Source organism: Scandinavium goeteborgense, assembly GCF_003935895.2.
GTDB lineage: Bacteria > Pseudomonadota > Gammaproteobacteria > Enterobacterales > Enterobacteriaceae > Scandinavium > Scandinavium goeteborgense.
Map to the genome: position 1 here is coordinate 499,623 of NZ_CP054058.1, position 24,787 is coordinate 524,409.

26 protein-coding genes and 2 tRNA genes are annotated in these 24,787 nt (G+C 51.8%); 19 read left to right on the top strand and 9 right to left on the bottom strand.

Annotated features, from left to right (window positions below; genetic code table 11):
• Positions 1-16: 16 nt before the first annotated feature.
• Both sfsB and ispB read right to left on the bottom strand, forming a co-directional pair.
• A complete protein-coding gene (gene sfsB, locus A8O29_RS03165) occupies positions 17-286 on the bottom strand; it encodes a DNA-binding transcriptional regulator SfsB (protein ID WP_125352455.1) in 270 nt (89 codons plus the stop codon).
• Positions 287-464: 178 nt separating this feature from the next.
• Positions 465-1,436 (bottom strand): octaprenyl diphosphate synthase, encoded by a 972-nt coding sequence (ispB, locus tag A8O29_RS03170; RefSeq protein WP_110510571.1) that lies wholly within the window; start codon positions 1,434-1,436, stop codon positions 465-467.
• Positions 1,437-1,693: 257 nt separating this feature from the next.
• Between ispB and rplU the strand changes: the two genes are divergently transcribed.
• From rplU to cgtA, 4 genes are all read left to right on the top strand, one after another.
• Positions 1,694-2,005, top strand: a complete 312-nt coding sequence (gene rplU, locus A8O29_RS03175; RefSeq protein ID WP_110510647.1) for a 50S ribosomal protein L21 — start codon at positions 1,694-1,696, stop codon at positions 2,003-2,005.
• Positions 2,006-2,024: 19 nt separating this feature from the next.
• Positions 2,025-2,282 (top strand): 50S ribosomal protein L27, encoded by a 258-nt coding sequence (gene rpmA, locus A8O29_RS03180; protein WP_110510570.1) that lies wholly within the window; start codon positions 2,025-2,027, stop codon positions 2,280-2,282.
• Between the two features lie 94 nt (positions 2,283-2,376).
• Positions 2,377-3,342 carry a DMT family transporter gene (locus A8O29_RS03185; protein ID WP_125352453.1) on the top strand — a complete coding sequence of 322 codons (966 nt, stop codon included), beginning with the start codon at positions 2,377-2,379 and terminating at the stop codon, positions 3,340-3,342.
• A gap of 15 nt (positions 3,343-3,357) precedes the next feature.
• Positions 3,358-4,527, top strand: a complete 1,170-nt coding sequence (gene cgtA, locus A8O29_RS03190) for an Obg family GTPase CgtA (RefSeq protein WP_110510568.1) — start codon at positions 3,358-3,360, stop codon at positions 4,525-4,527.
• A gap of 52 nt (positions 4,528-4,579) precedes the next feature.
• Here the strand turns inward: cgtA and dacB are convergent, their stop codons facing one another.
• Positions 4,580-6,013 (bottom strand): serine-type D-Ala-D-Ala carboxypeptidase, encoded by a 1,434-nt coding sequence (dacB, locus tag A8O29_RS03195; RefSeq protein ID WP_110510567.1) that lies wholly within the window; start codon positions 6,011-6,013, stop codon positions 4,580-4,582.
• A gap of 248 nt (positions 6,014-6,261) precedes the next feature.
• Between dacB and greA the strand changes: the two genes are divergently transcribed.
• Complete coding sequence (gene greA / locus A8O29_RS03200; protein WP_110510566.1) at positions 6,262-6,738, top strand: transcription elongation factor GreA; 477 nt, start codon at positions 6,262-6,264, stop codon at positions 6,736-6,738.
• A 140-nt stretch (positions 6,739-6,878) separates the two neighbouring features.
• Here greA and yhbY read toward each other — a convergent pair whose 3' ends face one another.
• The gene (yhbY, locus tag A8O29_RS03205; protein ID WP_110510565.1) at positions 6,879-7,172 is read right to left on the bottom strand and encodes a ribosome assembly RNA-binding protein YhbY; all 294 of its coding nucleotides are present in this window, start codon (positions 7,170-7,172) and stop codon (positions 6,879-6,881) included.
• A 125-nt stretch (positions 7,173-7,297) separates the two neighbouring features.
• Here yhbY and rlmE point away from each other — a divergent pair, with 125 nt between their 5' ends.
• The 6 genes from rlmE to A8O29_RS03235 all read left to right on the top strand — a co-directional run bounded on the left by rlmE (position 7,298) and on the right by A8O29_RS03235 (position 12,907).
• Positions 7,298-7,927: a 23S rRNA (uridine(2552)-2'-O)-methyltransferase RlmE gene (gene rlmE, locus A8O29_RS03210; RefSeq protein WP_110510564.1), complete on the top strand. Its 630-nt coding sequence runs from the start codon at positions 7,298-7,300 to the stop codon at positions 7,925-7,927.
• Between the two features lie 114 nt (positions 7,928-8,041).
• Positions 8,042-9,979, top strand: coding sequence for an ATP-dependent zinc metalloprotease FtsH (ftsH, locus tag A8O29_RS03215; protein WP_125352451.1), 1,938 nt, complete (start codon positions 8,042-8,044; stop codon positions 9,977-9,979).
• A gap of 97 nt (positions 9,980-10,076) precedes the next feature.
• Entirely contained in the window at positions 10,077-10,925 is an 849-nt protein-coding gene (folP, locus tag A8O29_RS03220) for a dihydropteroate synthase (protein ID WP_125352449.1), read from the top strand.
• Positions 10,918-12,255: a phosphoglucosamine mutase gene (gene glmM, locus A8O29_RS03225; protein ID WP_125352447.1), complete on the top strand. Its 1,338-nt coding sequence runs from the start codon at positions 10,918-10,920 to the stop codon at positions 12,253-12,255. Before folP ends, glmM begins: the two co-directional genes overlap by 8 nt.
• A gap of 225 nt (positions 12,256-12,480) precedes the next feature.
• Positions 12,481-12,810, top strand: coding sequence for a preprotein translocase subunit SecG (gene secG / locus A8O29_RS03230; RefSeq protein ID WP_110510560.1), 330 nt, complete (start codon positions 12,481-12,483; stop codon positions 12,808-12,810).
• A gap of 10 nt (positions 12,811-12,820) precedes the next feature.
• Positions 12,821-12,907 (top strand) — tRNA-Leu (locus tag A8O29_RS03235).
• 130 nt (positions 12,908-13,037) lie between these two features.
• Here A8O29_RS03235 and A8O29_RS22850 read toward each other — a convergent pair.
• The gene (locus A8O29_RS22850) at positions 13,038-13,163 is read right to left on the bottom strand and encodes a hypothetical protein (protein ID WP_258167247.1); all 126 of its coding nucleotides are present in this window, start codon (positions 13,161-13,163) and stop codon (positions 13,038-13,040) included.
• On the opposite strand from A8O29_RS22850, the gene A8O29_RS03240 reads away from it, so the two are divergent.
• A complete protein-coding gene (locus A8O29_RS03240; protein WP_110510559.1) occupies positions 13,162-13,464 on the top strand; it encodes a hypothetical protein in 303 nt (100 codons plus the stop codon). The two genes, A8O29_RS22850 and A8O29_RS03240, sit on opposite strands and share 2 nt — an antisense overlap.
• Positions 13,465-13,515: 51 nt before the next feature.
• Here the strand turns inward: A8O29_RS03240 and A8O29_RS03245 are convergent, their stop codons facing one another.
• The 4 genes from A8O29_RS03245 to argG form a co-directional block, all read right to left on the bottom strand.
• The gene (locus A8O29_RS03245) at positions 13,516-14,067 is read right to left on the bottom strand and encodes a YfaZ family outer membrane protein (RefSeq protein WP_125352445.1); all 552 of its coding nucleotides are present in this window, start codon (positions 14,065-14,067) and stop codon (positions 13,516-13,518) included.
• A 79-nt stretch (positions 14,068-14,146) separates the two neighbouring features.
• Positions 14,147-15,178, bottom strand: a complete 1,032-nt coding sequence (gene ompA / locus A8O29_RS03250) for a porin OmpA (protein ID WP_125352443.1) — start codon at positions 15,176-15,178, stop codon at positions 14,147-14,149.
• 218 nt (positions 15,179-15,396) lie between these two features.
• On the bottom strand, positions 15,397-16,026 hold the full coding sequence (locus tag A8O29_RS03255) for a winged helix-turn-helix transcriptional regulator (protein ID WP_110510646.1): 630 nt from the start codon (positions 16,024-16,026) through the stop codon (positions 15,397-15,399).
• Between the two features lie 187 nt (positions 16,027-16,213).
• Positions 16,214-17,560, bottom strand: a complete 1,347-nt coding sequence (gene argG, locus A8O29_RS03260; RefSeq protein ID WP_125352441.1) for an argininosuccinate synthase — start codon at positions 17,558-17,560, stop codon at positions 16,214-16,216.
• Positions 17,561-17,892: 332 nt separating this feature from the next.
• Here argG and A8O29_RS03265 point away from each other — a divergent pair.
• The 7 genes from A8O29_RS03265 (at position 17,893) to rpsO (ending at position 24,766) form a co-directional block, all read left to right on the top strand.
• Positions 17,893-17,969: transfer RNA gene (locus A8O29_RS03265), tRNA-Met, on the top strand.
• A gap of 198 nt (positions 17,970-18,167) precedes the next feature.
• The gene (gene rimP, locus A8O29_RS03270) at positions 18,168-18,620 is read left to right on the top strand and encodes a ribosome maturation factor RimP (RefSeq protein WP_146220069.1); all 453 of its coding nucleotides are present in this window, start codon (positions 18,168-18,170) and stop codon (positions 18,618-18,620) included.
• Positions 18,621-18,647: 27 nt separating this feature from the next.
• Positions 18,648-20,135 (top strand): transcription termination factor NusA, encoded by a 1,488-nt coding sequence (gene nusA, locus A8O29_RS03275; protein WP_110510554.1) that lies wholly within the window; start codon positions 18,648-18,650, stop codon positions 20,133-20,135.
• 24 nt (positions 20,136-20,159) lie between these two features.
• Positions 20,160-22,847 carry a translation initiation factor IF-2 gene (infB, locus tag A8O29_RS03280; protein WP_110510553.1) on the top strand — a complete coding sequence of 896 codons (2,688 nt, stop codon included), beginning with the start codon at positions 20,160-20,162 and terminating at the stop codon, positions 22,845-22,847.
• A gap of 157 nt (positions 22,848-23,004) precedes the next feature.
• Positions 23,005-23,406 carry a 30S ribosome-binding factor RbfA gene (gene rbfA / locus A8O29_RS03285; RefSeq protein ID WP_110510552.1) on the top strand — a complete coding sequence of 134 codons (402 nt, stop codon included), beginning with the start codon at positions 23,005-23,007 and terminating at the stop codon, positions 23,404-23,406.
• Positions 23,406-24,350 (top strand): tRNA pseudouridine(55) synthase TruB, encoded by a 945-nt coding sequence (gene truB / locus A8O29_RS03290; RefSeq protein ID WP_125352439.1) that lies wholly within the window; start codon positions 23,406-23,408, stop codon positions 24,348-24,350. Before rbfA ends, truB begins: the two co-directional genes overlap by 1 nt.
• A gap of 146 nt (positions 24,351-24,496) precedes the next feature.
• Positions 24,497-24,766, top strand: coding sequence for a 30S ribosomal protein S15 (gene rpsO, locus A8O29_RS03295; protein ID WP_097164217.1), 270 nt, complete (start codon positions 24,497-24,499; stop codon positions 24,764-24,766).
• Positions 24,767-24,787 lie beyond the last annotated feature (21 nt).

Below are 24,787 nucleotides of genomic sequence, written 5' to 3' on the forward strand. Positions count from 1 at the left end.
GGGGTGCTTATCGGTTTTACTTCTTCTTCGGTTGTCTTATCTGCTGCGTTCTGTCGATAAATTCATGCGTGATTCTATCGTGGTAGCGCGAAGGCCAGATAATCCACGGTTTGGTGCCTAACGCCGCCGCAATGATGGCTTCCCCCTTTGGCCAGGGCCGGGTGAGGGCATTTGCCAGCGTCGACGAGCTAAGTCCGTTTTTACGGGACTCTGCTGCCAGTGATGTTCCTTGTTTGCGCAATCCGGCAATGATATCTGCAGGATGCCAGTCGATAAATTTATCCATACTTTCTCCCTGTTGATAAACAAACCACCTTCGCCTGGTGGCGGGCTTACTATAACGCCGAAAGTGGTTAAGTTCTAAAAAGTTCAAGTAAGAGGAAGTAATATTCGGATTAAATCAAGATGGTGGGGTAGGGGATAGCTTTGTAAGAACTTTACCCGCGCGGTGCGCGGGAAAGTCATCAGTGATCGCGCTGAACAGCAATATGGGCGAGGGCGATGAGCGCTTCGCGCCAAGGAGTATCAGGCAGGCATTGCAGAGACTGGATTGCCTTATCGGCTTCTTCTTCGGCACGCTGACGGGTCCATTCCAACGATCCACTGGCGGCCATTGCTTCGAGAACGGGTTCCAGTAAATGCCGACCGTTGCCATCCTCAATGGCCTGGCGAATCATCGCCGCCTGTTCTGGCGTACCGTTACGCATGGCGTGCAGTAGAGGCAGCGTCGGTTTGCCTTCGTTCAGGTCGTCGCCCACGTTTTTACCAAGCGTTTCACCGTCGGCGCTGTAGTCGAGGAGATCGTCAATCAGCTGGAACGCGGTTCCAAGGTAGCGCCCATAATCCTGAAGACCTTTTTCCTGCTCATCAGAACAGCCAGCCAGCAGGCCGGAGCACTGTGAAGCCGCTTCAAACAGGCGCGCCGTTTTGCTGTAAATCACGCGCATGTAGTTTTCTTCGGTGATATTCGGGTCGTTGACGTTCATTAACTGCAGAACTTCACCTTCCGCAATGACGTTTACCGCCGAGGACATCACCTCAAGAATTTTGAGCGACCCCAAACTGGTCATCATCTGGAACGCGCGAGTATAGATAAAGTCGCCTACCAGCACGCTGGCTGCGTTACCAAATGCGGCGTTGGCCGTGGCTTTGCCTCGGCGCATGTCGGATTCATCCACTACGTCGTCATGTAGCAACGTCGCTGTGTGAATAAACTCAATTAGCGCTGCGATTGTGACGTGAGCGTTCCCCTGATAGCCGACAGCTCGCGCTGCCAGTACCGCGATCATTGGACGAATGCGTTTTCCGCCTCCGCTGACGATGTAATACCCTAACTGATTGATCAGTTGGACGTCAGAATCGAGTTGCTCAAGGATTGCCGCATTGACACCCGCCATATCTTGCGCGGTTAACTCATTGATTTTTTCTAAATTCATCGCAAAAGCCGGGCTTTATGTCCTGTTTACCGCTTATCCATAAGGGATAACGAAGAGTCTGGGTTATTATTGTAGCCCTGATTGTACTGAAAAAACGACGCAGATAAACGTCACCGTGTGCGTTGTGTTTTTTTTCTGCATTGATTGATGATCCCACTTGTCAAAGGCTCACCTTTTGCGTAATATTCGCGCCCTATTGTGAATATTTATAGCGCACTCTGAATCACACGAAGATGTGCGCGGAAGCGGAGTTTTATATGTACGCGGTTTTCCAAAGTGGTGGTAAACAACACCGAGTAAGCGAAGGTCAGACCATTCGCCTGGAAAAGCTGGACATCGCAACCGGCGAAGCTGTTGAGTTCGCTGAAGTGCTGATGATCGCAAACGGTGAAGAAGTCAAAATCGGCGTTCCTTTCGTTGATGGCGGCGTAATCAAAGCTGAAGTTGTTGCACACGGTCGTGGCGAGAAAATTAAGATTGTTAAGTTTCGTCGTCGTAAGCACTACCGTAAGCAGCAAGGCCATCGTCAGTGGTTCACTGATGTGAAAATTACTGGCATCAGCGCCTAAGACCTGAGGAGTAGATTAAATGGCACATAAAAAGGCTGGCGGCTCAACTCGAAATGGTCGCGATTCAGAAGCTAAACGTCTGGGCGTAAAACGCTTTGGCGGCGAAGCGGTTCTGGCAGGTAGCATCATCGTTCGTCAACGTGGTACTAAATTCCACGCTGGTAACAACGTTGGTTGTGGCCGTGACCACACTCTGTTTGCTAAAGCAGACGGTAAAGTGAAATTCGAAGTTAAAGGCCCGAACAACCGTAAATACATCAGCATCGTTGCTGAGTAAGTTTTTCGGTCCGGTGACGGATGAAAGCCCCGCAACGTGTTGCGGGGCTTTTTACATTAGAAGTCCGGTAAATTTCGTACAGGGATAAACGGGCATGAAACAGCAGGCGGGCATTGGTATTCTTTTGGCGCTCACCACCGCAATATGTTGGGGTGCGTTGCCAATTGCAATGAAGCAGGTGCTGGAGGTGATGGAGCCTCCGACTATCGTGTTCTACCGCTTTCTGATGGCAAGTATCGGCCTTGGCTCGATTCTCGCCATAAAAGGCAAGCTGCCACCGCTGCAGCTTTTCCGTAAGCCACGCTGGCTGGTGCTGCTCGCCATTGCTACCGGTGGGTTGTTCGGAAACTTTATTCTGTTCAGTTCGTCCCTGCAGTATTTAAGTCCTACCGCTTCGCAGGTGATAGGACAGCTGTCACCCGTAGGCATGATGATTGCCAGCGTCGTTATCCTCAAAGAGAAGATGCGCGGGACACAGGTGGTTGGTGCGATAATGCTGCTCTGCGGTCTGGTGATGTTCTTTAACACCAGTCTGGTGGAAATCTTTACTCGCCTGACGGATTACACCTGGGGCGTCATATTTGGCGTCGGGGCAGCAACGGTCTGGGTGAGTTATGGCGTCGCACAAAAGGTGTTATTGCGACGATTGGCCTCACAGCAGATCCTGTTTTTGCTGTACACTTTATGTACGATAGCATTGCTGCCGTTGGCGAAGCCGGGCGTCATTTCCCAGCTGAGCGAATGGCAACTTGCCTGCCTGATTTTCTGCGGGCTAAACACCCTGGTGGGTTACGGTGCGCTGGCGGAAGCCATGGCGCGCTGGCAGGCGGCACAGGTGAGCGCGTTAATTACGCTGACTCCCCTGTTCACGCTGTTATTTTCAGATTTATTATCAATAGCCTGGCCCGATTTCTTCGCCAGACCGATACTGAACCTTATAGGTTATCTCGGTGCGTTTGTCGTGGTTGCGGGCGCGATGTATTCCGCCATTGGTCATCGTCTATGGGGACGGTGGCGTCAGCGTGAAGCGGTTGTAACGCTACCCCGCTCAGGCGAATGATTTACGGAGAGTAAAATGAAGTTTGTTGATGAAGCAACGATCCTGGTTGTGGCAGGGGATGGCGGCAACGGTTGCGTCAGCTTCCGCCGTGAAAAATATATTCCACGTGGCGGCCCAGACGGCGGCGACGGTGGAGACGGTGGGGATGTCTGGCTGGAAGCGGATGAGAACCTTAACACCCTGATCGACTATCGCTTTGAGAAAGCTTTCCGCGCCGAGCGTGGACAGAATGGCCAGAGCCGTGACTGTACGGGTAAACGTGGTAAAGACGTCACTGTCAAAGTGCCGGTTGGTACGCGTGTTATCGATCAGGGCACTGGCGAAACCATGGGTGACATGACCACTCACGGTCAGCGTCTGATGGTGGGTAAAGGCGGTTGGCACGGTCTGGGTAACACCCGCTTTAAATCCTCCGTTAACCGTTCCCCACGTCAGAAGACAATGGGTACGCCGGGCGACAAACGCGACCTGCAGCTGGAGCTGATGCTGTTGGCTGATGTCGGGATGCTGGGTATGCCGAATGCCGGTAAATCAACCTTCATCCGTGCTGTTTCTGCGGCGAAGCCGAAAGTGGCTGACTATCCGTTTACCACTCTGGTGCCAAGCCTCGGCGTGGTGCGTATGGATAACGAGAAAAGCTTCGTTGTTGCCGATATTCCGGGCCTGATTGAAGGCGCTGCGGAAGGTGCAGGTTTAGGCATTCGCTTCCTCAAACACCTCGAGCGCTGCCGCGTTCTGCTGCATCTCATCGACCTCGAACCGATAGATGGTTCCGATCCGGTTGAAAACGCACGTATCATCGTTGGTGAGCTGGAAAAATACAGCGAGAAGCTGGCAGCAAAACCACGCTGGTTAGTGTTCAACAAAATCGACCTGATGGACAAAGACGCGGCGGAAGAGAAAGCCAAAGCGATCGCTGAAGCGCTGGGTTGGGAAGATAAGTTCTACCTGATTTCTGCCGCCAGCCAGCAGGGCGTGAAAGATCTTTGCTGGGACGTGATGACCTTCATCATTGAAAACCCGGTGGCGAAAGCCGAAGAAGAGAAGCAGCCAGAGAAAGTCGAGTTTATGTGGGATGATTATCATCGCCAGCAGCTCGAAGAGACTGAAGTCGAAGACGATGAAGATTGGGACGACTGGGATGAAGACGATGAAGAAGGCGTAGAATTCATCTACCAGAAATAAGTCACTGCTCTCCTGTTAGTAAAAAGGCTCCCATTGGGAGCCTTTGTCGTTTCTAGTTGTTCTGATAAATATCTTTATACAATCGGCTTTCGAAGCGAACCAGCGGTATTCGACGGTTACGCTGATCGGCCGGTTCTACTGCATAACCTGACAGATACTGCACGAACGCCATGCGTTGTCCGCTGGCGGTGGTAATGAAGCCTGCGAGGTTATACACGCCCTGCAATGAGCCCGTCTTCGCCGAGACCTTTCCGTCTACGCCCGCCTGATGCAGACCCGCACGGTACTGTAGAGAGCCGTCATAGCCTGCCAACGGCAGCATAGAGATGAAATTGAGTTCGGTATCGTGCTGCGCGATGTATTGCAGTACCTGCATCATGGTGGCAGGCGCAATCAGGTTATGACGCGACAGGCCGGAGCCATCGGCAATAATCGTGTTACCTAAATCGATGCCCGCTTGCTGGCGCAGGATCTGACGCACGGCATCGGAACCTGCACGCCAGGTACCCGGCACGCCAAAACGTGCATGGCCAATGGAACGGAAGACGGTGTCAGCAATCATGTTGTCTGATTTTTTTAGCATGATTTTCAGCAAATCGTGCAGCGGCGCTGACTGTTTGCTGGCAATGACGGTCCCAGGCTCGTTGGTCAGCGTCTGGCGCAGCAGCGTGCCGGTATAAGTGATACCCGCTTGCTTCAGTTCGTCTTTGATAATCGCACCTGCGTAGCTGGCGCCGTCCTGAATGGCGAAGGCGAGCGGCAACGGATCCGCACGCTGCGGCAGGCAGCCGGTGAGCGTAAAGCGGTTCAGATCGCCAGGAACGACGTCCAGCTCGCAATACTGCGCTTCGCCTGAGCCGCGTTGTAATGTGCGTACCTGGCTGAACATAGTGACCGGATAGTAAGACGCAACGCGAATGAACGCTAAATCACCGGGCTTTTGCGCGCTATAAAGCGAAACCGAGAAGCAGTTGCGGTCAATAATTGCGGCGGCAGGCGGGGCGCTGAAACATTGCGTCAGATCGTTCCATGGCCAGCCAGGCGCTTTGTCATGGCTGGCAAAAATGGAGGTGTCGATCAGCACATTGCCATCGATTTGTTGCACGCCTGATTTTTTCAGTACCGCAACCATATTGCGAATATCCTGACGTTTTAGCGTCGGATCGCCGCCAAATCGCGCAACAAGGTCACCCTTCAAAATTCCATTATCAACGCTACCCTTACTCTCCAGAGTAGTGGTAAAGCGAAAATCGGGGCCCAGCTGGAGCAATGCCGCCAGGGCAGTGATCACTTTCTGGGTACTTGCCGGCAACGCCATCTGCTGGCTGTGATAGTCTATGTCAGGTGCCTTAGCGCCGATTTTCTGAGCCATAAGGGCCAGATTGGCACCCGCCGGGAGCTGGGTGACATACTCGTCTACGTTCGCGGCCTGGACGCTAAAGGCTAAACTGGTGGTCAATCCGATGATAAATCTGGAAAATCGCATAATCTCGCGCTAACAACCTGGAATCAAAACGCCATACTACGGCGCAACGCCCTGTAAAGTAAACGATGACCCATGGTGAACTTCAGGGTAAAATACGCATCAAACAGAAAAATTGCCGCTGGCCTGGAATTTTTGTTCCGGGTCAGTTTTCTTTTTGCTTAACTTCTGGCTCCCTGATGGGATGCGGAAGGAAGTGCAGGGCTACAGCGCTTGCTGTGCCTGAAAGAATGATGAAAGAGGTATAACTCATGCAAGCTATTCCGATGACCTTACGTGGTGCCGAAAAACTGCGCGAAGAACTGGAGTACCTGAAATCCGTTCGTCGCCCTGAAATCATTGCGGCGATTGCCGATGCTCGTGAGCATGGCGATCTGAAAGAGAACGCGGAATACCACGCCGCTCGTGAGCAGCAGGGCTTCTGCGAAGGTCGCATCAAAGATATTGAAGCGAAACTCTCGAACGCTCAGGTTATCGATATCAGCAAAATGCCGAAAACTGGCCGCGTCATTTTTGGTGCGACGGTACAGGTGTTGAATCTGGATAACGACGAAGAGACGAGCTGGCGCATTGTCGGTGATGACGAAGCTGATTTTAAGCAGAACCTCATCTCCGTAAATTCCCCAATCGCCCGTGGCCTGATTGGCAAAGAGCCAGACGATGTGGTGACTATCCAAACGCCTGGCGGCGAAGTGGAATACGAAATTATCAAAGTGGATTACCTGTAATCCCCATTGTTGACACAATGTAAAGATAAGAAAAAGGCCGCATAGCGGCCTTTTATCAACGTTAAGAGCGTGGCATTTTGCTCACCTGCCCGCGGAAACCCCTCGTTTTACACATCAAATGTGTTCAATTCAGGTTACTCTTAACGTGGCAGCGAGATTTTACGCTCTGCTGTTGGGCGATACAGAACCAGCATTTTACCGATGACCTGTACATTACAGGCGCCGGTTTCGCGAACGATAGCTTCCACGATAAGGACTTTAGTCTCGCGATCTTCCGAGGCGATTTTTACCTTGATGAGTTCGTGGTGGTTCAATGCTTGTTCGATCTCGGCCAGTACCCCTTCGGTCAAACCATTGTTGCCAAGCATAACTACCGGCTTGAGCGGATGTGCCAGACCTTTCAGGTGCTGTTTTTGTTTAGTACTCAGATTCATCGTATATTTTTGCTTACGTTGGGATTGAAAACGGTTCATTCTACCGCCATCTCTCAACTATCGCCAAATCGGCCGTTAAAATTTATGCAGCCGACTATGATGGTCTGCCCCGATGGGAATGTTAAATGACAGGTAAAAAGCGTTCTGCCAGCTCCAGCCGTTGGCTCCAGGAACACTTTAGCGATAAATATGTTCTTCAGGCACAGAAAAAGGGGTTACGTTCCCGTGCCTGGTTTAAACTTGATGAAATACAGCAAAGTGACAAACTTTTTAAGCCGGGAATGACGGTTGTCGATCTCGGTGCAGCGCCCGGCGGATGGTCACAATACGCAGTGACACAAATCGGGGGCAGCGGCCGCATCATCGCTTGCGATCTTTTACCGATGGATCCAATTGTTGGTGTGGACTTCCTTCAAGGCGATTTTCGTGATGAATTAGTCATGAAAGCATTACTTGAACGTGTAGGTGACAGTAAAGTCCAGGTTGTCATGTCCGATATGGCTCCAAACATGTGCGGAACACCAGCGGTGGATATTCCCCGTGCCATGTATCTGGTAGAACTGGCGCTTGAGATGTGTCGTGATGTATTGGCACCGGGCGGTAGTTTTTTAGTGAAGGTGTTTCAGGGCGAAGGTTTCGAGGAGTACCTTAAGGAAATTCGCTCCCTGTTTACGAAAGTTAAAGTTCGTAAGCCGGACTCTTCGCGTGCACGTTCGCGTGAAGTGTACATTGTAGCGACCGGGCGAAAACCATAACCCGACCGTTTTAAGCCTTTGCCGCTTCGGTGGCGGTTTGAAATGTGTCGGATGTATAGTAACCTGACGCTGTTATTAACACAGTTGTAATAAGAGGTTAATCCCTTGAGTGACATGGCGAAAAACCTAATACTCTGGCTGGTCATCGCAGTCGTACTGATGTCAGTGTTCCAGAGCTTTGGGCCCAGCGAGTCAAATGGCCGTAAGGTGGATTACTCTACCTTCCTGCAAGAGGTCAATCAGGACCAGGTTCGCGAAGCGCGTATCAACGGACGTGAGATCAACGTTACCAAGAAAGATAGTAACCGTTACACGACTTACATTCCGGTTAACGATCCTAAACTGCTTGATAACCTGCTGACCAAGAACGTGAAAGTAGTGGGCGAACCGCCTGAAGAACCAAGCCTGCTGGCTTCAATCTTCATTTCCTGGTTCCCAATGCTTCTGCTGATTGGTGTCTGGATCTTCTTCATGCGACAGATGCAGGGCGGCGGCGGTAAAGGCGCCATGTCGTTTGGTAAAAGCAAAGCGCGCATGCTAACGGAAGATCAGATCAAGACCACTTTTGCTGACGTTGCAGGTTGTGACGAAGCGAAAGAGGAAGTGGCCGAACTGGTTGAATACCTGCGTGAGCCAAGCCGTTTCCAGAAACTGGGCGGTAAAATTCCAAAAGGCGTTCTGATGGTGGGCCCGCCGGGTACCGGTAAAACGCTGCTGGCGAAAGCAATCGCCGGTGAAGCGAAAGTGCCTTTCTTCACAATTTCAGGTTCTGACTTCGTAGAAATGTTCGTGGGTGTCGGTGCATCTCGTGTGCGTGACATGTTCGAGCAGGCTAAAAAGGCAGCACCTTGCATCATCTTCATCGATGAAATCGACGCCGTAGGCCGCCAGCGTGGCGCAGGTCTGGGCGGTGGTCATGATGAACGTGAACAGACGCTGAACCAGATGCTGGTTGAGATGGATGGCTTTGAAGGTAATGAAGGCATCATCGTTATCGCCGCAACGAACCGTCCAGACGTACTTGACCCAGCGCTGCTGCGTCCAGGCCGTTTCGACCGTCAGGTTGTTGTTGGTCTGCCAGACGTACGTGGCCGTGAGCAAATCCTGAAAGTGCATATGCGTCGCGTACCGCTGGCTCCAGATATCGACGCGGCAATCATCGCGCGTGGTACACCTGGCTTCTCCGGTGCAGATCTTGCTAACCTCGTCAACGAAGCCGCTCTGTTTGCCGCTCGCGGTAACAAGCGTGTCGTATCGATGGTTGAGTTCGAGAAAGCGAAAGACAAGATCATGATGGGTGCGGAACGTCGCTCCATGGTGATGACTGAAGCGCAGAAAGAGTCCACGGCATATCACGAAGCCGGTCACGCTATTATCGGTCGCCTGGTTCCGGAACACGATCCGGTCCATAAAGTGACGATTATCCCGCGTGGTCGTGCATTAGGTGTGACGTTCTTCCTGCCTGAAGGCGACGCAATCAGCGCCAGCCGTCAGAAGCTCGAGAGTCAAATCTCTACGCTGTACGGTGGCCGTCTGGCTGAAGAAATTATTTACGGTGCAGAACATGTGTCGACCGGTGCGTCCAACGATATTAAAGTTGCGACCTCCATCGCCCGTAACATGGTGACCCAGTGGGGCTTCTCTGAAAAACTCGGTCCGCTGCTGTACGCGGAAGAAGAGGGTGAAGTATTCCTGGGCCGCTCAGTGGCGAAAGCGAAACACATGTCCGATGAAACGGCTCGTATCATCGATCAGGAAGTGAAGCTGTTGATTGAGCGTAACTATGCTCGTGCTCGCCAGCTGCTGAATGAGAACATGGACATTCTGCACACCATGAAAGACGCGTTGATGAAGTATGAAACCATCGATGCGCCGCAGATTGATGACATCATGTCACGCCGTGATGTTCGCCCACCTGCGGGTTGGGAAGACAGCAACGGTAGCAGCAATAATTCTGACAATAATGGCACCCCGCGTGCTCCGCGTCCGGTCGATGAACCGCGTACGCCGAACCCGGGTAACACCATGTCAGAGCAGCTGGACGACAAATAAGTTATCCGTTGTTAATGACGCTGCTTTAACTGAAAACCCTGGGGCGACTGCTCCGGGGTTTTTTTATTTTGCTAACACACAATACCAGGGATTCTTCATGAAACTCTTCGCCCAGGGCACCACACTCGATCTCGCTTATCCGCACGTGATGGGCATTCTGAACGTTACCCCAGACTCATTTTCTGATGGCGGGACGCACAACACGTTGGTCGAGGCGGTAAAACACGCCAATCTGATGATTAACGCCGGTGCGACGATTATCGATGTGGGCGGCGAATCGACTCGTCCAGGTGCGGCAGAGGTGAGCGTTGATGAAGAGTTGTCCCGCGTTATTCCGGTGATAGAAGCGATTGCCCAGCGTTTTGAAGTGTGGATTTCGGTAGATACGTCTAAGCCCGAAGTCATTCGCGAGTCGGCCCGCGTTGGGGCGCATATCATCAATGATATCCGCTCTCTGACCGAGCCCGGTGCCCTCGAGGCCGCAGCAGAAACGGGTTTGCCCGTCTGTCTGATGCACATGCAAGGTGAGCCGAAAACCATGCAGGAAGCGCCGAAGTATGATGACGTGTTTGCAGACGTGAATCGCTTCTTTATTGAGCATATCGCACGCTGCGAGGCTGCTGGTATCACAAAAAACAAATTGCTGCTCGACCCGGGATTCGGTTTCGGTAAAAATCTCAACCACAATTACACGCTGCTTGCTCGCTTATCAGAGCTTGATCATTATGACCTGCCGCTGTTGGTGGGAATGTCTCGAAAAGTGATGATTGGCCAATTGCTGAATGTCGGACCGTCAGAGCGCCTGAATGGCAGCCTGGCCTGTGCAGTGATTGCCGCGATGCAGGGGGCGAAAATTATTCGCGTTCACGATGTGAAAGAGACAGTTGAAGCGATGCGGGTGGTAGAAGCCACTCTGTCTGCAAGGGAAAAAAAATACTATGAGTAACCGTAAATATTTTGGCACCGACGGCATTCGCGGTCGCGTGGGTGATGCTCCGATCACTCCTGATTTCGTTTTGAAGCTCGGTTTTGCTGCCGGTAAAGTACTGGCTCGTCACGGCTCACGTAAGGTCATCATTGGCAAAGATACCCGCATTTCAGGCTACATGCTAGAATCCGCGCTCGAAGCCGGTCTTGCCGCCGCAGGCCTTTCTGCATCCTTTACCGGTCCAATGCCCACTCCAGCAGTGGCGTATCTGACCCGCACGTTCCGGGCCGAAGCAGGAATTGTTATTTCTGCGTCCCATAATCCGTACTACGACAACGGCATCAAATTCTTCACCATCGACGGCACCAAGCTGCCGGATTCCGTAGAAGAAGCAATTGAAGCGGAACTGGAAAAAGAACTCACCTGCGTTGATTCCGCGGAATTGGGTAAAGCCAGCCGGATCGTTGATGCCGCTGGCCGTTACATCGAGTTTTGTAAGGCAACCTTCCCGAATGAGCTGCGCCTTAACGAGCTGAAAATTGTTGTCGATTGTGCCAACGGCGCAACCTACCACATCGCACCGAACGTATTCCGTGAGCTCGGCGCACAGGTGATCACCATCGGCTGCGAACCGAACGGCTTGAACATCAATGAAGAGGTTGGTGCCACCGACGTTCGTGCGCTGCAGGCGCGCGTGCTGGCAGAAAAAGCCCATCTTGGCATCGCTTTTGACGGCGACGGTGACCGTGTGATTATGGTTGACCATGAAGGCAATAAAGTCGACGGCGATCAGATCCTCTACATCATCGCCCGTGAAGGGCTGCGTCAGGGCCAGCTACGTGGTGGCGCGGTTGGGACGCTGATGAGCAACATGGGTCTGGAAGTGGCGCTCAAACAGCTGGGCATTCCGTTTACCCGCGCGAAAGTGGGCGATCGCTATGTACTGGAAAAAATGCAGGAAAAAGGCTGGCGCATCGGGGCAGAAAACTCCGGCCACGTTATCCTGCTGGACAAAACCACCACTGGTGACGGTATCGTGGCGGCGTTGCAGGTTGTGGCGGCGATTGCGCGTAATCACCTGACCCTTCAGGATTTGTGCAGCGGTATGAAGATGTTCCCGCAGGTACTGGTCAACGTCCGCTATACCGATGGTGGCGTAAACCCACTGGAACACGACAGCGTGAAAAGCGTAACGGCAGAAGTTGAGGCCGCGTTGGGCAGCCGTGGCCGTGTCCTGCTGCGTAAATCGGGCACTGAGCCGCTGATTCGCGTGATGGTTGAAGGTGAAGACGATGCGCAGGTAAATGAATTTGCTAATCGCATTGCCGACGCGGTTAAAGCTGTCTAATCCGCGTTAACTGCCTAAAAAGGCGGCTTTTGTCGCCTTTTTGTTGAGCAGTAGTTCGGTTTTTGCTGTTTTTTTCTGCACTTGATACAATGCATCAAAATTGCCCTTGCGAAGCCGATTCGCTTTGGTTAGTATTCACACCCGCTTCAGTGGGAAACATTAAAAACGTCCCGCTTTTGGTTGAAGCAATTGGTATGCGGTAGTACCGCAAGGAACAGGTTGATTATGTACGAAGCTCTTCTGGTCGTTTTCCTTCTTGTTGCGATTGGCCTCGTTGGTCTGATCATGCTGCAGCAGGGTAAAGGCGCTGATATGGGAGCCTCCTTCGGAGCAGGCGCATCCGCTACACTGTTTGGCTCAAGTGGTTCTGGTAATTTCATGACCCGCATGACCGGAGTTCTGGCGACGCTGTTCTTCATCATCAGTCTGGTACTGGGTAACCTCAATACCAATAAGACCAACAAAGGAAGCGAGTGGGATAACCTGACTGCACCTAAATCGGAGCAGACTCAGCCAGCCGCACCGGCACAGCCGAGCAGCGATATCCCGCACTAAGTATTTCAGTACCGAGGTGGTGGAATTGGTAGACACGCTACCTTGAGGTGGTAGTGCCCTAACGGGCTTGTGGGTTCGAGTCCCATCCTCGGTACCAATATTCCAGAAAAGAGACGTCGAAAGACGTCTTTTTTTGTTTTTGTCCTTTTTAATCCCTTAGTTTTTTTATAAACAAATCTCTCCTGTTGGGTTCTTCCAATAATAGCTAAAGTCGGCTTCGTCTATTTTTACATCAAATGCAGGAACGAAGACGTCGTGAATATATCCAGAATCGTGGCCCTGACGGGAATATTAATGCTGACCGCGTGCAGCAGTTCGTCATCTTTAACGTCTGTGAAAGAAATACAGGACATGCCGGTGCCTGTCGTCCATGCACAAAATAGTACGCCGGCAGATAACGCTACGCTGATGGATTGTTATAAAGACAACGCAACACGTCTCAGCCAGCTGCAATATTCGTTGAAAACAAATATGGGTGATGATGTCAGTCCATCCGAAGTTTTGGATACGCATAGTGATGCTCATCGGGTATTTGCTGCATTATCAAAACTGGAACAAATTTCCGCGATGAACGAAACCTATCGTAAAGAAGGGAATGTCGTGGGATTGAAAGCCATCAATGAGATGCTGAAACCGCTGAGCGGCACCGCCTGAGAAAGGCGAACGAAATGGAGATTGCCGGTTGCCGGCAATCTCTGAAATCATTTAGAAGCTGAAGCTAACACCGGCGTAGGCGCCGTCAGCTAATTTGTTGTCACGGTTTCCGTTCTTACCGTCCATATCGATGTAGCGATACCCGCCTTCAATACTCACTGATTTAATGACACGCACGCGCACGCCCGCGTTTGCTTCCATGTAGTCATCCACGCCGCTTGAGAGTGAATCTGGAGAGTAGTAGTAGTCACCAAATACGGTGATGAAGTCACCCAGAGGAACCTGCGCACCGCCGCCGACTGCAACTGCATAACCTTCGTCCCCGTCGTTCGGATTCAGGTACAGCGCTTTACCGCCCAGGGTAAAAAGCACCGGGCCTAACGGCAGGTTGAAGCCCATACCCAGGCCGGCCACATCGCCGTCGTCATCGCTGTGGGCCCAGTTGCCATTGAAGGTCAGACCCGGATCGTTCGCGCCAAAACTGGCGGACAGATTAGTAAATTCTTCCCCGGCTTCCCCGTGGAGATTGATAGATGCATTGGCAGCCGCAGCGGTGCCGAGTGCGGCAACCAGCAAAGCCGCTTTTAGCTTAAACATACGCATGGGTGATCCTTCAGGTATAAAAAAGCCCGATACGTATGATCGGGCAAATAAATCAAATGTTTGCTATCGCGAGTGAAGCTTACTGACCGGAGATCTGTACCACTACACGGCGATCTGGGGACAGGCAGTTGATCAGCGCATTGCCGGACTGGTTGTCACAAGAGTTACCGGTTACAGAATCGTTGGCGCCACGGCCTTCGGTCTGAATGTTTGCAGCAGGCATGCCATCAGCTACCAGCTGGTCAGCAACGGCCTGCGCACGACGTGCAGAGAGCTGCTGGTTGTATTCAGCCTGACCAGTACGGTCGCTGTAGCCGATTACAGTGGTGTTTTTGTCTTTAGCAGCCTGCATTTCTGGAGAGTTGTACAGCTGGTCGATTGCAGCTTTGCCTTCGTCAGTCAGCGCGGCGGAATCGTAACCGAACATCACGTCAGACTTCAGGTTGAAGGTTTTAACTTCTGGAGCTGGTGCTGGAGCAACGACTGGTGCTACGTCGTCGTTCTGGCCGAAGCGATATACGATGCCAGCGGTCACGGAGTGAACGTCTGAGCTCAGACCGATCTGGTTAGAGTTGCCAACGTTGCTAACCCACTGGTATTCCAGACGGCCAGCCCAGTTTTTGGTGAAGGCATATTCGGTACCCGCAGCAACCACTGGACGCACGCCAGTTTCGAATTTGTTGTGACCGGCAACGTCGGTCTCAGCACGGTAACCCATCGCACCGAAACGACCGTACAGATCCCAGTCATCGGTCAGAGCGTAGCTGGTTTTCAGAGACAGCTGCAGACCCTGGCTCTTCATTTTAGCGCCGTTTACGCCGTTGTTACCGTTGAACTGCATGTTGCCCAGGTAGTCGTAACCACCTTCAACTGCCAGCCAGTTAGTGATCTGGTAACCACCAAATACACCACCGCCAACGTTGTCGTGATCAACGTTGAAATCATTGGAAGCTGACAGGCTGTCGTTGAAATCTTTGTTGCCGCTGACGTCAGCGTAATGAGACCAACCGAATTTAGCACCGGCGTACCAGGTATTTGCGTTACCAGCTGCGAATGCGGAAGAAACTGCGCATGCGTTTAAAACAATCAGAGCGACAAGCGTCTTTTTCATTTTGAACCTTAATCCTATTTTGAAGTCAAAAACTTAAAAGTTGATGAATAGCGTAGGTCGCTAAGATATAGATGATTTTTATTTTATGTTAATTTTAAGAAGTTTAAATTTAAATATGGGCGGGATTTTAGACGATTAATTGTCGAGAGATTTGCAGATGTTTTGAAATGTAAAAAAACCCCCGGCTATTATTTATATGGCCGAAGGTCCTTATGTGATTAGAATTTCTCTGGGAGAGATTCGATATGTTGCAGATATCCACCACGAATAAATTGAATGTATTTCCCTTTCTTCAGGGCTGACAACACGTTCAAAATACTGCTACGCGAGAGATGTGTCCTGTCTTGTATATAATCGAGAATCGAAATTCTCATTCGCATATCTTCCGGAAGGAGAATCATTTCCATCAGATGGTTGCGAATAACCGCATAGGTTCGCTGTTGTAAAACCAGAGCATCACGATAGGCAAGATACGCAGTATGGTATGCCAGCAGAGATGTGACATCTTCCCACAGGTTTTGTTCCCGGAAAATGCGAAGTGCTTCATCGGCATCAATGCGTGAAAGCGAAGATTCGGTTTCTGTGCGTAACACATGACCACGCATTGGCTGCAGAATTTCAGCCACGCCAAACACGTGCCCTTCATAGACCGTAATCATCAGTAGCCCATCGGATGCGCGAAGGATTGAGATTTCCCCTTCCTTGCAAAGCCAGAGCTGCTGTTTGCCTTTGTAATGCCAATTCAGTTTTTTTCTTGGGACCGTATTAACTGGCGTTGCGAAGGGGTCAAGTGCCTCAAGGAGTCGATTTATTGCCTCCTGGGGGCGAATAGGCGATATAAGGTGCATAGAGATCCTCATGAATAATGACGATTTCTTCCGTCAGAAATTATAGAAGACATGGTAATGCACAAGCAGGGATACCGACAGGTAAAATAGACTCAAACATGCTTTTAGGATGAAAAAAGTGGGGAGTTGGCAATCTTTTTTCGGTACAAAAATAATAAAGGCCGGAAATCCGGCCTTAGTGATGGTCTTATTGCTTGCTCTGGCTATCCAGATTCTCTACCTGTGGAAGCCCGTTACCCGAAGAGGCAGACAGCAGTCCGGTTTTCGCGTAGCCCAGCAACTTTTCACGGGTGTCTGTAATATCCAGATTACGCATGGTCAGCTGACCAATACGATCGTCTGGTGAGAACACCGAGTCGCCTTTTTCCATCGTCAGCCGTTCTGCTTTATAGGTCAGATTGTCGGAAACGGTATTCAGGATGGAATAGTCGTTACCGCGACGCAGTTCCAGCGTGACTTCGCCGGTAATGGCGCTGGCAACCCAACGCTGAAGCGCATCACGCAGCATTAGCGCCTGGGAATCGAACCAGCGACCCTGATACAGCAGACGACCTAACTGACGACCGTGCGCATGATACTGTTCAATCGTATCTTCGTTGTGAATACCGGTCAGCAGGCGTTCATAGGCAATGTGCAGCAGTGCCATGCCCGGTGCTTCATAGATCCCACGGCTCTTCGCTTCGATGATGCGGTTTTCAATCTGATCGCTCATGCCCAGACCGTGACGGCCGCCAATGCGGTTGGCTTCCAGCATCATTTCAACATCATCATTGAAGGTTTTGCCGTTCAGCGCCACCGGATGACCTTGTTCGAAGCGGATAGTGACTTCTTCCGCCGGGATCTTAACGCTCTCGTCCCAGAACTTGACGCCCATAATTGGGTTCACGATTTTGACGCTGGAGTTCAGGAATTCCAGATCTTTTGCTTCGTGAGTCGCGCCCAGCATGTTGGAATCGGTAGAGTAGGCTTTTTCGACCGACATTTTGTAGTCGAAACCGCAGGCAATCATAAACTCGGACATTTCCAGACGGCCGCCGAGCTCATCGATAAAATCGGTATCAAGCCACGGTTTGTAAATCTTCAGCTCGGCGTTGGTCAGCAGGCCGTAACGATAGAAACGTTCAATATCGTTTCCTTTATAGGTACTGCCATCGCCCCAGATGTTGACGCCATCTTCTTTCATCGCGGAAACCAGCATGGTGCCAGTCACGGCACGTCCGAGAGGCGTGGTATTGAAATAGGTCAATCCGCCGGTAGTGTTATGGAATGCACCACACTGGATAGCCGCAATGCCTTCTGCCACGAGCTGCTTACGGCAATCGATAAGACGTGCATTTTCAGCGCCGTATTCCATCGCGCGACGTGGAATTTCATCGTAGTCTTCTTCATCGGGCTGACCGAGGTTAGCGGTGTATGCATACGGGACCGCGCCTTTTTTTCGCATCCACAGCAGTGCGGCACTGGTGTCCAGACCACCGGAGAAAGCGATACCAATACGTTGACCAGATGGAAGATGCTTGAGAATCGTCGTCATAAAGTAAAACCCTGCTTGCCAGACTGTGAGGAGGTAAGTGCTTACGTGTCACTGCATGTTTATGCAAAATAAGTGAGTTTTCATTTAATCATCTTTTTTCAGGAACAGGAAGTGATTCATGCGTGTTAGCTGAAAAAATCCCTCTCCATGTCGATAACATTATGCATAACAGCAGGTTTTTTATGCTTCATCAAATGCCAATATGAATGAGTTGACATAACCGATGAAAATTCAATATACTACAGGCCGGTTTTACGTCCCGTCCTCGGTACCAAATCCCAGCAGTATTTGCATTTTTTGCTCCGAATGAGTAAAATATGCCACGTTTCAGGCGCGGGGTGGAGCAGCCTGGTAGCTCGTCGGGCTCATAACCCGAAGGTCGTCGGTTCAAATCCGGCCCCCGCAACCACTTTCCCTTTGAGTTTTTTTTCAAATATTCTCTTCGTATTCGTCGCTTGATTTGAAAGAATTCTCTCGGAAAGTACTCCAGACCGCATTTGCGGTTGTAGGGTTCAGTTATCTAAAGCCCCGATTTATCGGGGTTTTTTGTTATCTGACTAAAGAATAACTGGGCTTTATGCCCTTTTTTTACGTCTTGGGGGTGGGCTTGTCCACATTAGAACAGAAATTAACAGAGATGCTTAAAGCGCCGGTTGAGGCTCTGGGCTTCGAGCTGGTCGGCATCGAATTCATTCGCGGTCGCACATCTACGCTGCGCATCTATATTGATAGTGAAGATGGCATCAATGTTGATGATTGTGCTGATGTGAGCCACCAGGTCAGTGCCGTCATGGATGTCGAAGACCCCGTTACCGTCGCTTACAACCTGGAAGTCTCCTCACCAGGGCTCGACCGTCCTATGTTCATCGCTGAACATTACACGCGTTTCCTCGGTGATGAGGTCACGCTGGTCCTGCGCATGGCGGTTCAGAACCGTCGTAAATGGCAGGGCATTATCAAAGCGGTAGACGGTGAGATGATCACTGTTACAGTCGAAGGCAAAGATGAAGTGTTCGCGCTGAGTAACATCCAGAAGGCGAACCTGGTTCCCCACTTTTAACAGTCTGGATTGAGGTGAAAGGCCCCGATGAACAAAGAAATTTTGGCTGTTGTTGAAGCCGTTTCCAATGAAAAGTCGCTGCCGCGCGAGAAGATTTTCGAAGCGCTGGAAAGCGCTCTGGCAACGGCTACAAAGAAAAAATACGAACAAGAAATCGAGGTTCGCGTTAGCATCGATCGTAAGAGCGGTGACTTTGACACCTTCCGCCGTTGGGTAGTGGTCGAAGAAGTTACGCTGCCAACCCGCGAAATCACGCTGGAAGCTGCTCGTTACGAAGATGAAAGCATGAACGTGGGCGATTACGTTGAAGATCAGATTGAATCTGTGACCTTCGACCGTATCACCACTCAAACCGCGAAGCAGGTTATCGTGCAGAAAGTCCGCGAAGCGGAACGCGCGATGGTTGTTGATCAGTTCCGTGAGCACGAAGGTGAAATCATCACCGGCGTGGTCAAGAAAGTGAACCGCGACAATATCTCTCTGGATCTGGGCAGCAATGCTGAAGCTGTGATCCTGCGTGAAGATATGCTGCCGCGCGAAAACTTCCGCCCTGGCGACCGTATCCGCGGTGTACTGTACTCCGTACGTCCAGAAGCGCGTGGTGCTCAGCTGTTCGTCACCCGTTCTAAGCCGGAAATGCTGATCGAACTGTTCCGCATTGAAGTGCCAGAAATCGGTGAAGAAGTTATCGAGATCAAAGCGGCAGCGCGCGATCCGGGTTCCCGTGCGAAAATCGCGGTGAAAACCAACGATAAGCGTATCGATCCGGTAGGTGCTTGCGTAGGTATGCGTGGCGCACGTGTTCAGGCAGTTTCGACTGAACTGGGCGGCGAGCGTATCGATATCGTGCTGTGGGACGACAACCCGGCGCAGTTCGTGATTAACGCGATGGCTCCGGCCGATGTGGCGTCTATCGTTGTTGACGAAGACAAACACACCATGGATATCGCGGTAGAAGCGGGCAACCTGGCGCAGGCAATTGGTCGTAACGGCCAGAACGTGCGACTGGCGTCTCAGCTGAGCGGCTGGGATCTCAACGTTATGACCGTTGACGATCTGAACGCGAAGCATCAGGCGGAAGCACACGCAGCTATCGATACCTTCACCAAATATCTTGAAATTGATGAAGACTTCGCGACCGTGCTGGTAGAAGAAGGTTTCTCCAGCCTGGAAGAACTGGCCTATGTGCCAATGAAAGAACTGCTGGAAATTGACGGCCTGGATGAACAGACCGTTGAGGCACTTCGTGAACGTGCGAAAAACGCACTGACTACGCTGGCGCTGGCTCAGGAAGAAAGCCTCGGTGATACTAAACCGGCTGACGATCTGCTGAACCTTGAAGGTCTCGATCGTACAATGGCATTTAAGCTAGCTGCCCGCGGTGTTTGTACGCTGGAAGATCTCGCCGATCAGGGCATTGACGACCTGGCTGATATTGAAGATTTAACCGACGAGAAAGCCGGTGAGCTCATCATGGCCGCACGTAATATTTGCTGGTTCGGCGACGAAGCGTAATAAACTGTAGCAGGAAGGAACAGCATGACAACAGATGTAACCGTAAAAACGCTGGCCGCAGAGATTCAGACTTCCGTGGACCGCCTGGTACAGCAATTCGCTGATGCAGGCATCCCGAAGCAAGCTGATGACTCTGTGACCGCACAAGAAAAACAGACCTTGTTGGCACACCTGAACCGTGAACACGGTTCAGCACCTGACAAGCTGACGCTGCAACGTAAAACTCGCACTACCCTGAGCGTTCCGGGTACGGGTGGTAAGAGCAAATCGGTGCAGATTGAAGTCCGCAAAACGCGTACCTTTGTAAAACGTGACCCGCAGGAAGCCGACCGTCTGGCTGAAGAAGAAGCGAAGCGTGAAGCGGAAGAACAAGCCCGCCGTGAGGCTGAAGAAGCAGCCAAGCGTGAGGCACAGGCAAAAGCTGAACGTGAGGCCGCAGAACAAGCTAAACGTGAATCCGCTGATAAAGCGAAACGTGAAGTTGCGGAAAAAGACAAAGTGAGCAATCAACAGACCGACGATATGACAAAAACCGCCCAGGCTGAAAAAGCCCGCCGTGAAGCAGAATCTGCAGAGCTCAAGCGTAAATCGGAAGAAGAAGCGCGCCGTAAGCTTGAAGAAGAAGCGCGTCGCGTTGCGGATGAAGCCCGCCGCATGGCCGCTGAAAACGAGAAAAACGGTGTTAATACCGTGGCTGAGCCGACTGAAGACAGCAGCGATTATCACGTGACGACTTCTCAGCATGCGCGCCAGGCTGAAGATGAAAACGACCGTGAAAGCGAAGGTGGCCGTAGCCGTACCCGTACCGCTAAAGCGCCTCGTCCTAAGAAAGCCAACAAACACGCTGAATCCAAAGCCGATCGCGAAGAAGCTCGTGCTTCTGTTCGTGGTGGTAAAGGCGGCAAGCGTAAAGGTTCCGCGCTGCAGCAGGGCTTCCAGAAGCCAGCTCAGGCCGTAAACCGTGACGTTATTATCGGCGAAACCATCACCGTTGGCGATCTGGCGAACAAAATGGCCGTTAAAGGTTCTCAGGTCATCAAAGCAATGATGAAGCTGGGCGCAATGGCGACCATCAACCAGGTCATCGACCAGGAAACCGCACAGCTGGTTGCCGAAGAGATGGGCCACAAAGTTATCCTGCGTCGTGAAAACGAGCTGGAAGAAGCAGTAATGAGCGACCGTGACACTGGCGCAGCGGCTGAACCGCGTGCACCTGTTGTGACCATCATGGGTCACGTTGACCACGGTAAAACGTCTCTGCTCGACTACATTCGTTCTACTAAAGTAGCCTCCGGCGAAGCGGGTGGTATTACCCAGCATATCGGTGCTTACCACGTAGAAACTGACAACGGCATGATCACCTTCCTGGATACCCCGGGCCACGCCGCGTTTACCTCCATGCGTGCTCGTGGTGCGCAGGCGACGGATATCGTGGTTCTGGTTGTTGCTGCAGACGATGGCGTGATGCCGCAGACTATCGAAGCAATCCAGCACGCGAAAGCGGCGCAGGTGCCGGTAGTTGTTGCTGTAAACAAAATCGATAAGCTGGAAGCCGATCCGGATCGTGTTAAGCAGGAACTGTCCCAGTACGGCATCATGCCGGAAGAGTGGGGCGGTGAGAGCCAGTTCATTCACGTTTCTGCGAAAGCAGGTACCGGTATCGACGACCTGCTCAACGCTATCCTGCTGCAGGCTGAAGTTCTCGAACTGAAAGCGGTTCGTAACGGTATGGCAAGCGGTGCAGTTATCGAATCCTTCCTGGATAAAGGTCGTGGTCCGGTTGCTACCGTTCTGGTTCGTGAAGGTACTCTGAACAAAGGTGACATCGTTCTGTGCGGCTTCGAATACGGTCGTGTTCGTGCGATGCGTAACGAACTGGGTCAGGAAGTCACAGAAGCAGGTCCGTCCATTCCGGTTGAGATCCTCGGCCTGTCTGGTGTACCGGCTGCCGGTGACGAAGTAACGGTTGTTCGTGACGAGAAGAAAGCGCGTGAAGTTGCGCTGTATCGCCAGGGTAAATTCCGTGAAGTTAAACTGGCTCGTCAGCAGAAATCCAAGCTGGAAAACATGTTTGCCAACATGACCGAAGGCGAAGTTCACGAAGTGAACGTCGTTCTGAAGGCCGACGTACAGGGTTCTGTAGAAGCAATCTCCGATTCTCTGCTGAAACTCTCTACCGACGAAGTGAAGGTGAGAATCATCGGTTCTGGCGTAGGTGGTATCACCGAAACCGACGCAACCCTGGCTGCTGCATCCAACGCGATTCTGGTTGGCTTCAACGTACGTGCTGACGCTTCTGCGCGCCGTGTTATTGAATCCGAAAGCCTGGATCTGCGTTACTACTCCGTCATCTATCATCTGATCGACGAAGTGAAAGCGGCAATGAGCGGTAAGCTGTCTCCAGAACTGAAACAGCAGATCCTCGGCCTGGCTGAAGTTCGCGACGTGTTCAAATCGCCGAAATTTGGTGCCATCGCAGGTTGTATGGTTACCGAAGGTGTGGTCAAACGTCACAACCCAATCCGCGTCCTGCGTGACAACGTGGTTATCTATGAAGGCGAGCTGGAATCCCTGCGCCGCTTCAAAGATGATGCCAACGAAGTCCGTAACGGCATGGAATGTGGTATCGGCGTTAAGAACTACAACGACGTACGCGTCGGCGATATGATCGAAGTGTTCGAGATCATCGAGATTCAGCGCAGCATCGACTAATCGTTGAAATGCCCGGTGGCACTACGTTTACCGGGCCTACGGCCTGGGTTTGTAGGCCTGATAAGCGTTAGCGCCATCAGGCTTCGAAGCGCCACCCGGCAATAATTCTAAAAAGGGGCTTTGGCCCCTTTTTTGTCTTTTATCTGGAGAATTTATTATGGCGAAAGAATTTGGTCGCCCGCAGCGCGTATCCCAGGAGATGCAGAAAGAAATTGCTATCATCCTGCAGCGCGAAATTAAAGATCCACGTCTGGGCCTGATGACCACCGTATCCGGTGTTGAAGTCTCCCGTGACCTGGCGTACGCCAAAGTATTCGTCACCTTCCTGAACGATAAAGATGAAGCTGCTGTGAAAGCGGGCATCCGTGCGTTGCAGGACGCTTCTGGTTTCATCCGCACGCTGCTGGGTAAAGCCATGCGCCTGCGTATCGTGCCGGAACTGACCTTCTTCTACGACAACTCGTTGGTCGAAGGTATGCGTATGTCCAACCTCGTGACCAACGTGGTAAAGCACGACGAAGAACGTCGTGTGAACCCGGATGACACCAAGGAGGACTGATGAGTCGTCCTCGTCGTCGTGGTCGCGACATTCATGGCGTGCTGCTGCTGGATAAACCGGAAGGCGCATCCAGTAATGACGTTCTGCAAAAGGTGAAGCGTCTTTATAACGCCAACCGTGCAGGGCATACGGGCGCTCTGGATCCGCTGGCGACCGGTATGCTGCCGGTGTGTCTCGGTGAAGCCACCAAGTTTTCTCAGTACCTGCTCGACTCCGACAAACGCTACCGCGTTATCGCGAAGCTGGGGCAGCGCACTGACACATCTGATGCCGATGGTTTGGTCGTGGAAGAACGTCCGATAGCGTTCAGCGCCACCGAACTTGCCAACGCACTGGACAGTTTCCGTGGCGACACAATGCAGGTGCCGTCGATGTACTCTGCATTAAAATATCAGGGCAAAAAGCTGTACGAATACGCTCGCCAGGGTATTGAAGTCCCGCGTGAAGCGCGCCAGATAACCGTGTATGAACTGCTGTTTATTCGCCACGAAGGGGATGAACTGGAGCTGGAAATCCACTGTTCGAAAGGCACCTATATCCGCACCATCATTGATGATCTGGGCGAAAAGCTCGGCTGCGGGGCGCACGTTACGATGCTGCGTCGCCTGGCCGTGAGCCGTTACCCGGTCGACAGAATGGTGACGCTGGAGCATTTGCAGGCACTGGTTGCGCAGGCTGAAGAGCAGGATATTCCTGCGGCGCAGCTGCTGGATCCGCTGTTGATGCCAATGGACAGCCCGGCAGAAGATTTCCCGGTTGTGAATTTGCCCCTGACGTCCTCTGTGTACTTCAAAAATGGCAATCCGGTCCGCTCTGCTGACGTGCAGGTGCACGGTCTGGTGCGCGTGACTGAAGGCGAAGAAGGCAAATTCATCGGTATGGGCGAGATTGATGACGAAGGCCGTGTCGCGCCGCGTCGTCTGGTCGTCGAGTATCCGCAATAATCGCCTGTCTTGCGATAACAGGTCGCTACGGGTAGAATATTGCCGCTTAACGTCTGAATTCAGGTTCGCCTGCGTCAAGTCGTTAATCCTGGGGTCGCTGAATTAGAGATCGGCACCCTTTTTACTTTTTAAATCTGGAGTTTAAAATGTCTCTAAGCGTTGAAGCTAAAGCAAAAATCGTTTCCGAGTTTGGTCGTGGTTCTAACGACAGCGGCTGCACCGAAGTTCAGGTTGCTCTGCTGACTGCACAGATCAACCACCTGCAGGGTCACTTCTCTGAGCACAAAAAAGATCACCACAGCCGTCGTGGTCTGCTGCGTATGGTTTCTCAGCGTCGTAAACTGCTCGACTACCTGAAACGTAAAGATGTAGCACGCTACACCGCGCTGATTGAGCGTCTGGGTCTGCGTCGCTAGTTCTAGCGAGTTTCAGAAAGA

Excerpts from the sequence above, each read along its gene's own strand:
- argG (WP_125352441.1), bottom strand. The coding sequence starts at position 17,560 with ATGACGACGATTCTCAAGCATCTTCCATCTGGTCAACGTATTGGTATC.
- folP (WP_125352449.1), top strand. The coding sequence starts at position 10,077 with ATGAAACTCTTCGCCCAGGGCACCACACTCGATCTCGCTTATCCGCAC.
- ispB (WP_110510571.1), bottom strand. The coding sequence starts at position 1,436 with ATGAATTTAGAAAAAATCAATGAGTTAACCGCGCAAGATATGGCGGGT.
- infB (WP_110510553.1), top strand. The coding sequence starts at position 20,160 with ATGACAACAGATGTAACCGTAAAAACGCTGGCCGCAGAGATTCAGACT.
- sfsB (WP_125352455.1), bottom strand. The coding sequence starts at position 286 with ATGGATAAATTTATCGACTGGCATCCTGCAGATATCATTGCCGGATTG.
- rplU (WP_110510647.1), top strand. The coding sequence starts at position 1,694 with ATGTACGCGGTTTTCCAAAGTGGTGGTAAACAACACCGAGTAAGCGAA.
- greA (WP_110510566.1), top strand. The coding sequence starts at position 6,262 with ATGCAAGCTATTCCGATGACCTTACGTGGTGCCGAAAAACTGCGCGAA.
- A8O29_RS22850 (WP_258167247.1), bottom strand. The coding sequence starts at position 13,163 with ATGTCCTGTATTTCTTTCACAGACGTTAAAGATGACGAACTGCTGCAC.
- A8O29_RS03255 (WP_110510646.1), bottom strand. The coding sequence starts at position 16,026 with ATGCACCTTATATCGCCTATTCGCCCCCAGGAGGCAATAAATCGACTC.
- rpsO (WP_097164217.1), top strand. The coding sequence starts at position 24,497 with ATGTCTCTAAGCGTTGAAGCTAAAGCAAAAATCGTTTCCGAGTTTGGT.
- ompA (WP_125352443.1), bottom strand. The coding sequence starts at position 15,178 with ATGAAAAAGACGCTTGTCGCTCTGATTGTTTTAAACGCATGCGCAGTT.
- yhbY (WP_110510565.1), bottom strand. The coding sequence starts at position 7,172 with ATGAATCTGAGTACTAAACAAAAACAGCACCTGAAAGGTCTGGCACAT.
- A8O29_RS03240 (WP_110510559.1), top strand. The coding sequence starts at position 13,162 with ATGCCGGTGCCTGTCGTCCATGCACAAAATAGTACGCCGGCAGATAAC.
- dacB (WP_110510567.1), bottom strand. The coding sequence starts at position 6,013 with ATGCGATTTTCCAGATTTATCATCGGATTGACCACCAGTTTAGCCTTT.
- rpmA (WP_110510570.1), top strand. The coding sequence starts at position 2,025 with ATGGCACATAAAAAGGCTGGCGGCTCAACTCGAAATGGTCGCGATTCA.
- secG (WP_110510560.1), top strand. The coding sequence starts at position 12,481 with ATGTACGAAGCTCTTCTGGTCGTTTTCCTTCTTGTTGCGATTGGCCTC.
- glmM (WP_125352447.1), top strand. The coding sequence starts at position 10,918 with ATGAGTAACCGTAAATATTTTGGCACCGACGGCATTCGCGGTCGCGTG.
- A8O29_RS03245 (WP_125352445.1), bottom strand. The coding sequence starts at position 14,067 with ATGCGTATGTTTAAGCTAAAAGCGGCTTTGCTGGTTGCCGCACTCGGC.
- A8O29_RS03185 (WP_125352453.1), top strand. The coding sequence starts at position 2,377 with ATGAAACAGCAGGCGGGCATTGGTATTCTTTTGGCGCTCACCACCGCA.
- rlmE (WP_110510564.1), top strand. The coding sequence starts at position 7,298 with ATGACAGGTAAAAAGCGTTCTGCCAGCTCCAGCCGTTGGCTCCAGGAA.
- nusA (WP_110510554.1), top strand. The coding sequence starts at position 18,648 with ATGAACAAAGAAATTTTGGCTGTTGTTGAAGCCGTTTCCAATGAAAAG.
- truB (WP_125352439.1), top strand. The coding sequence starts at position 23,406 with ATGAGTCGTCCTCGTCGTCGTGGTCGCGACATTCATGGCGTGCTGCTG.
- cgtA (WP_110510568.1), top strand. The coding sequence starts at position 3,358 with ATGAAGTTTGTTGATGAAGCAACGATCCTGGTTGTGGCAGGGGATGGC.
- rbfA (WP_110510552.1), top strand. The coding sequence starts at position 23,005 with ATGGCGAAAGAATTTGGTCGCCCGCAGCGCGTATCCCAGGAGATGCAG.
- ftsH (WP_125352451.1), top strand. The coding sequence starts at position 8,042 with ATGGCGAAAAACCTAATACTCTGGCTGGTCATCGCAGTCGTACTGATG.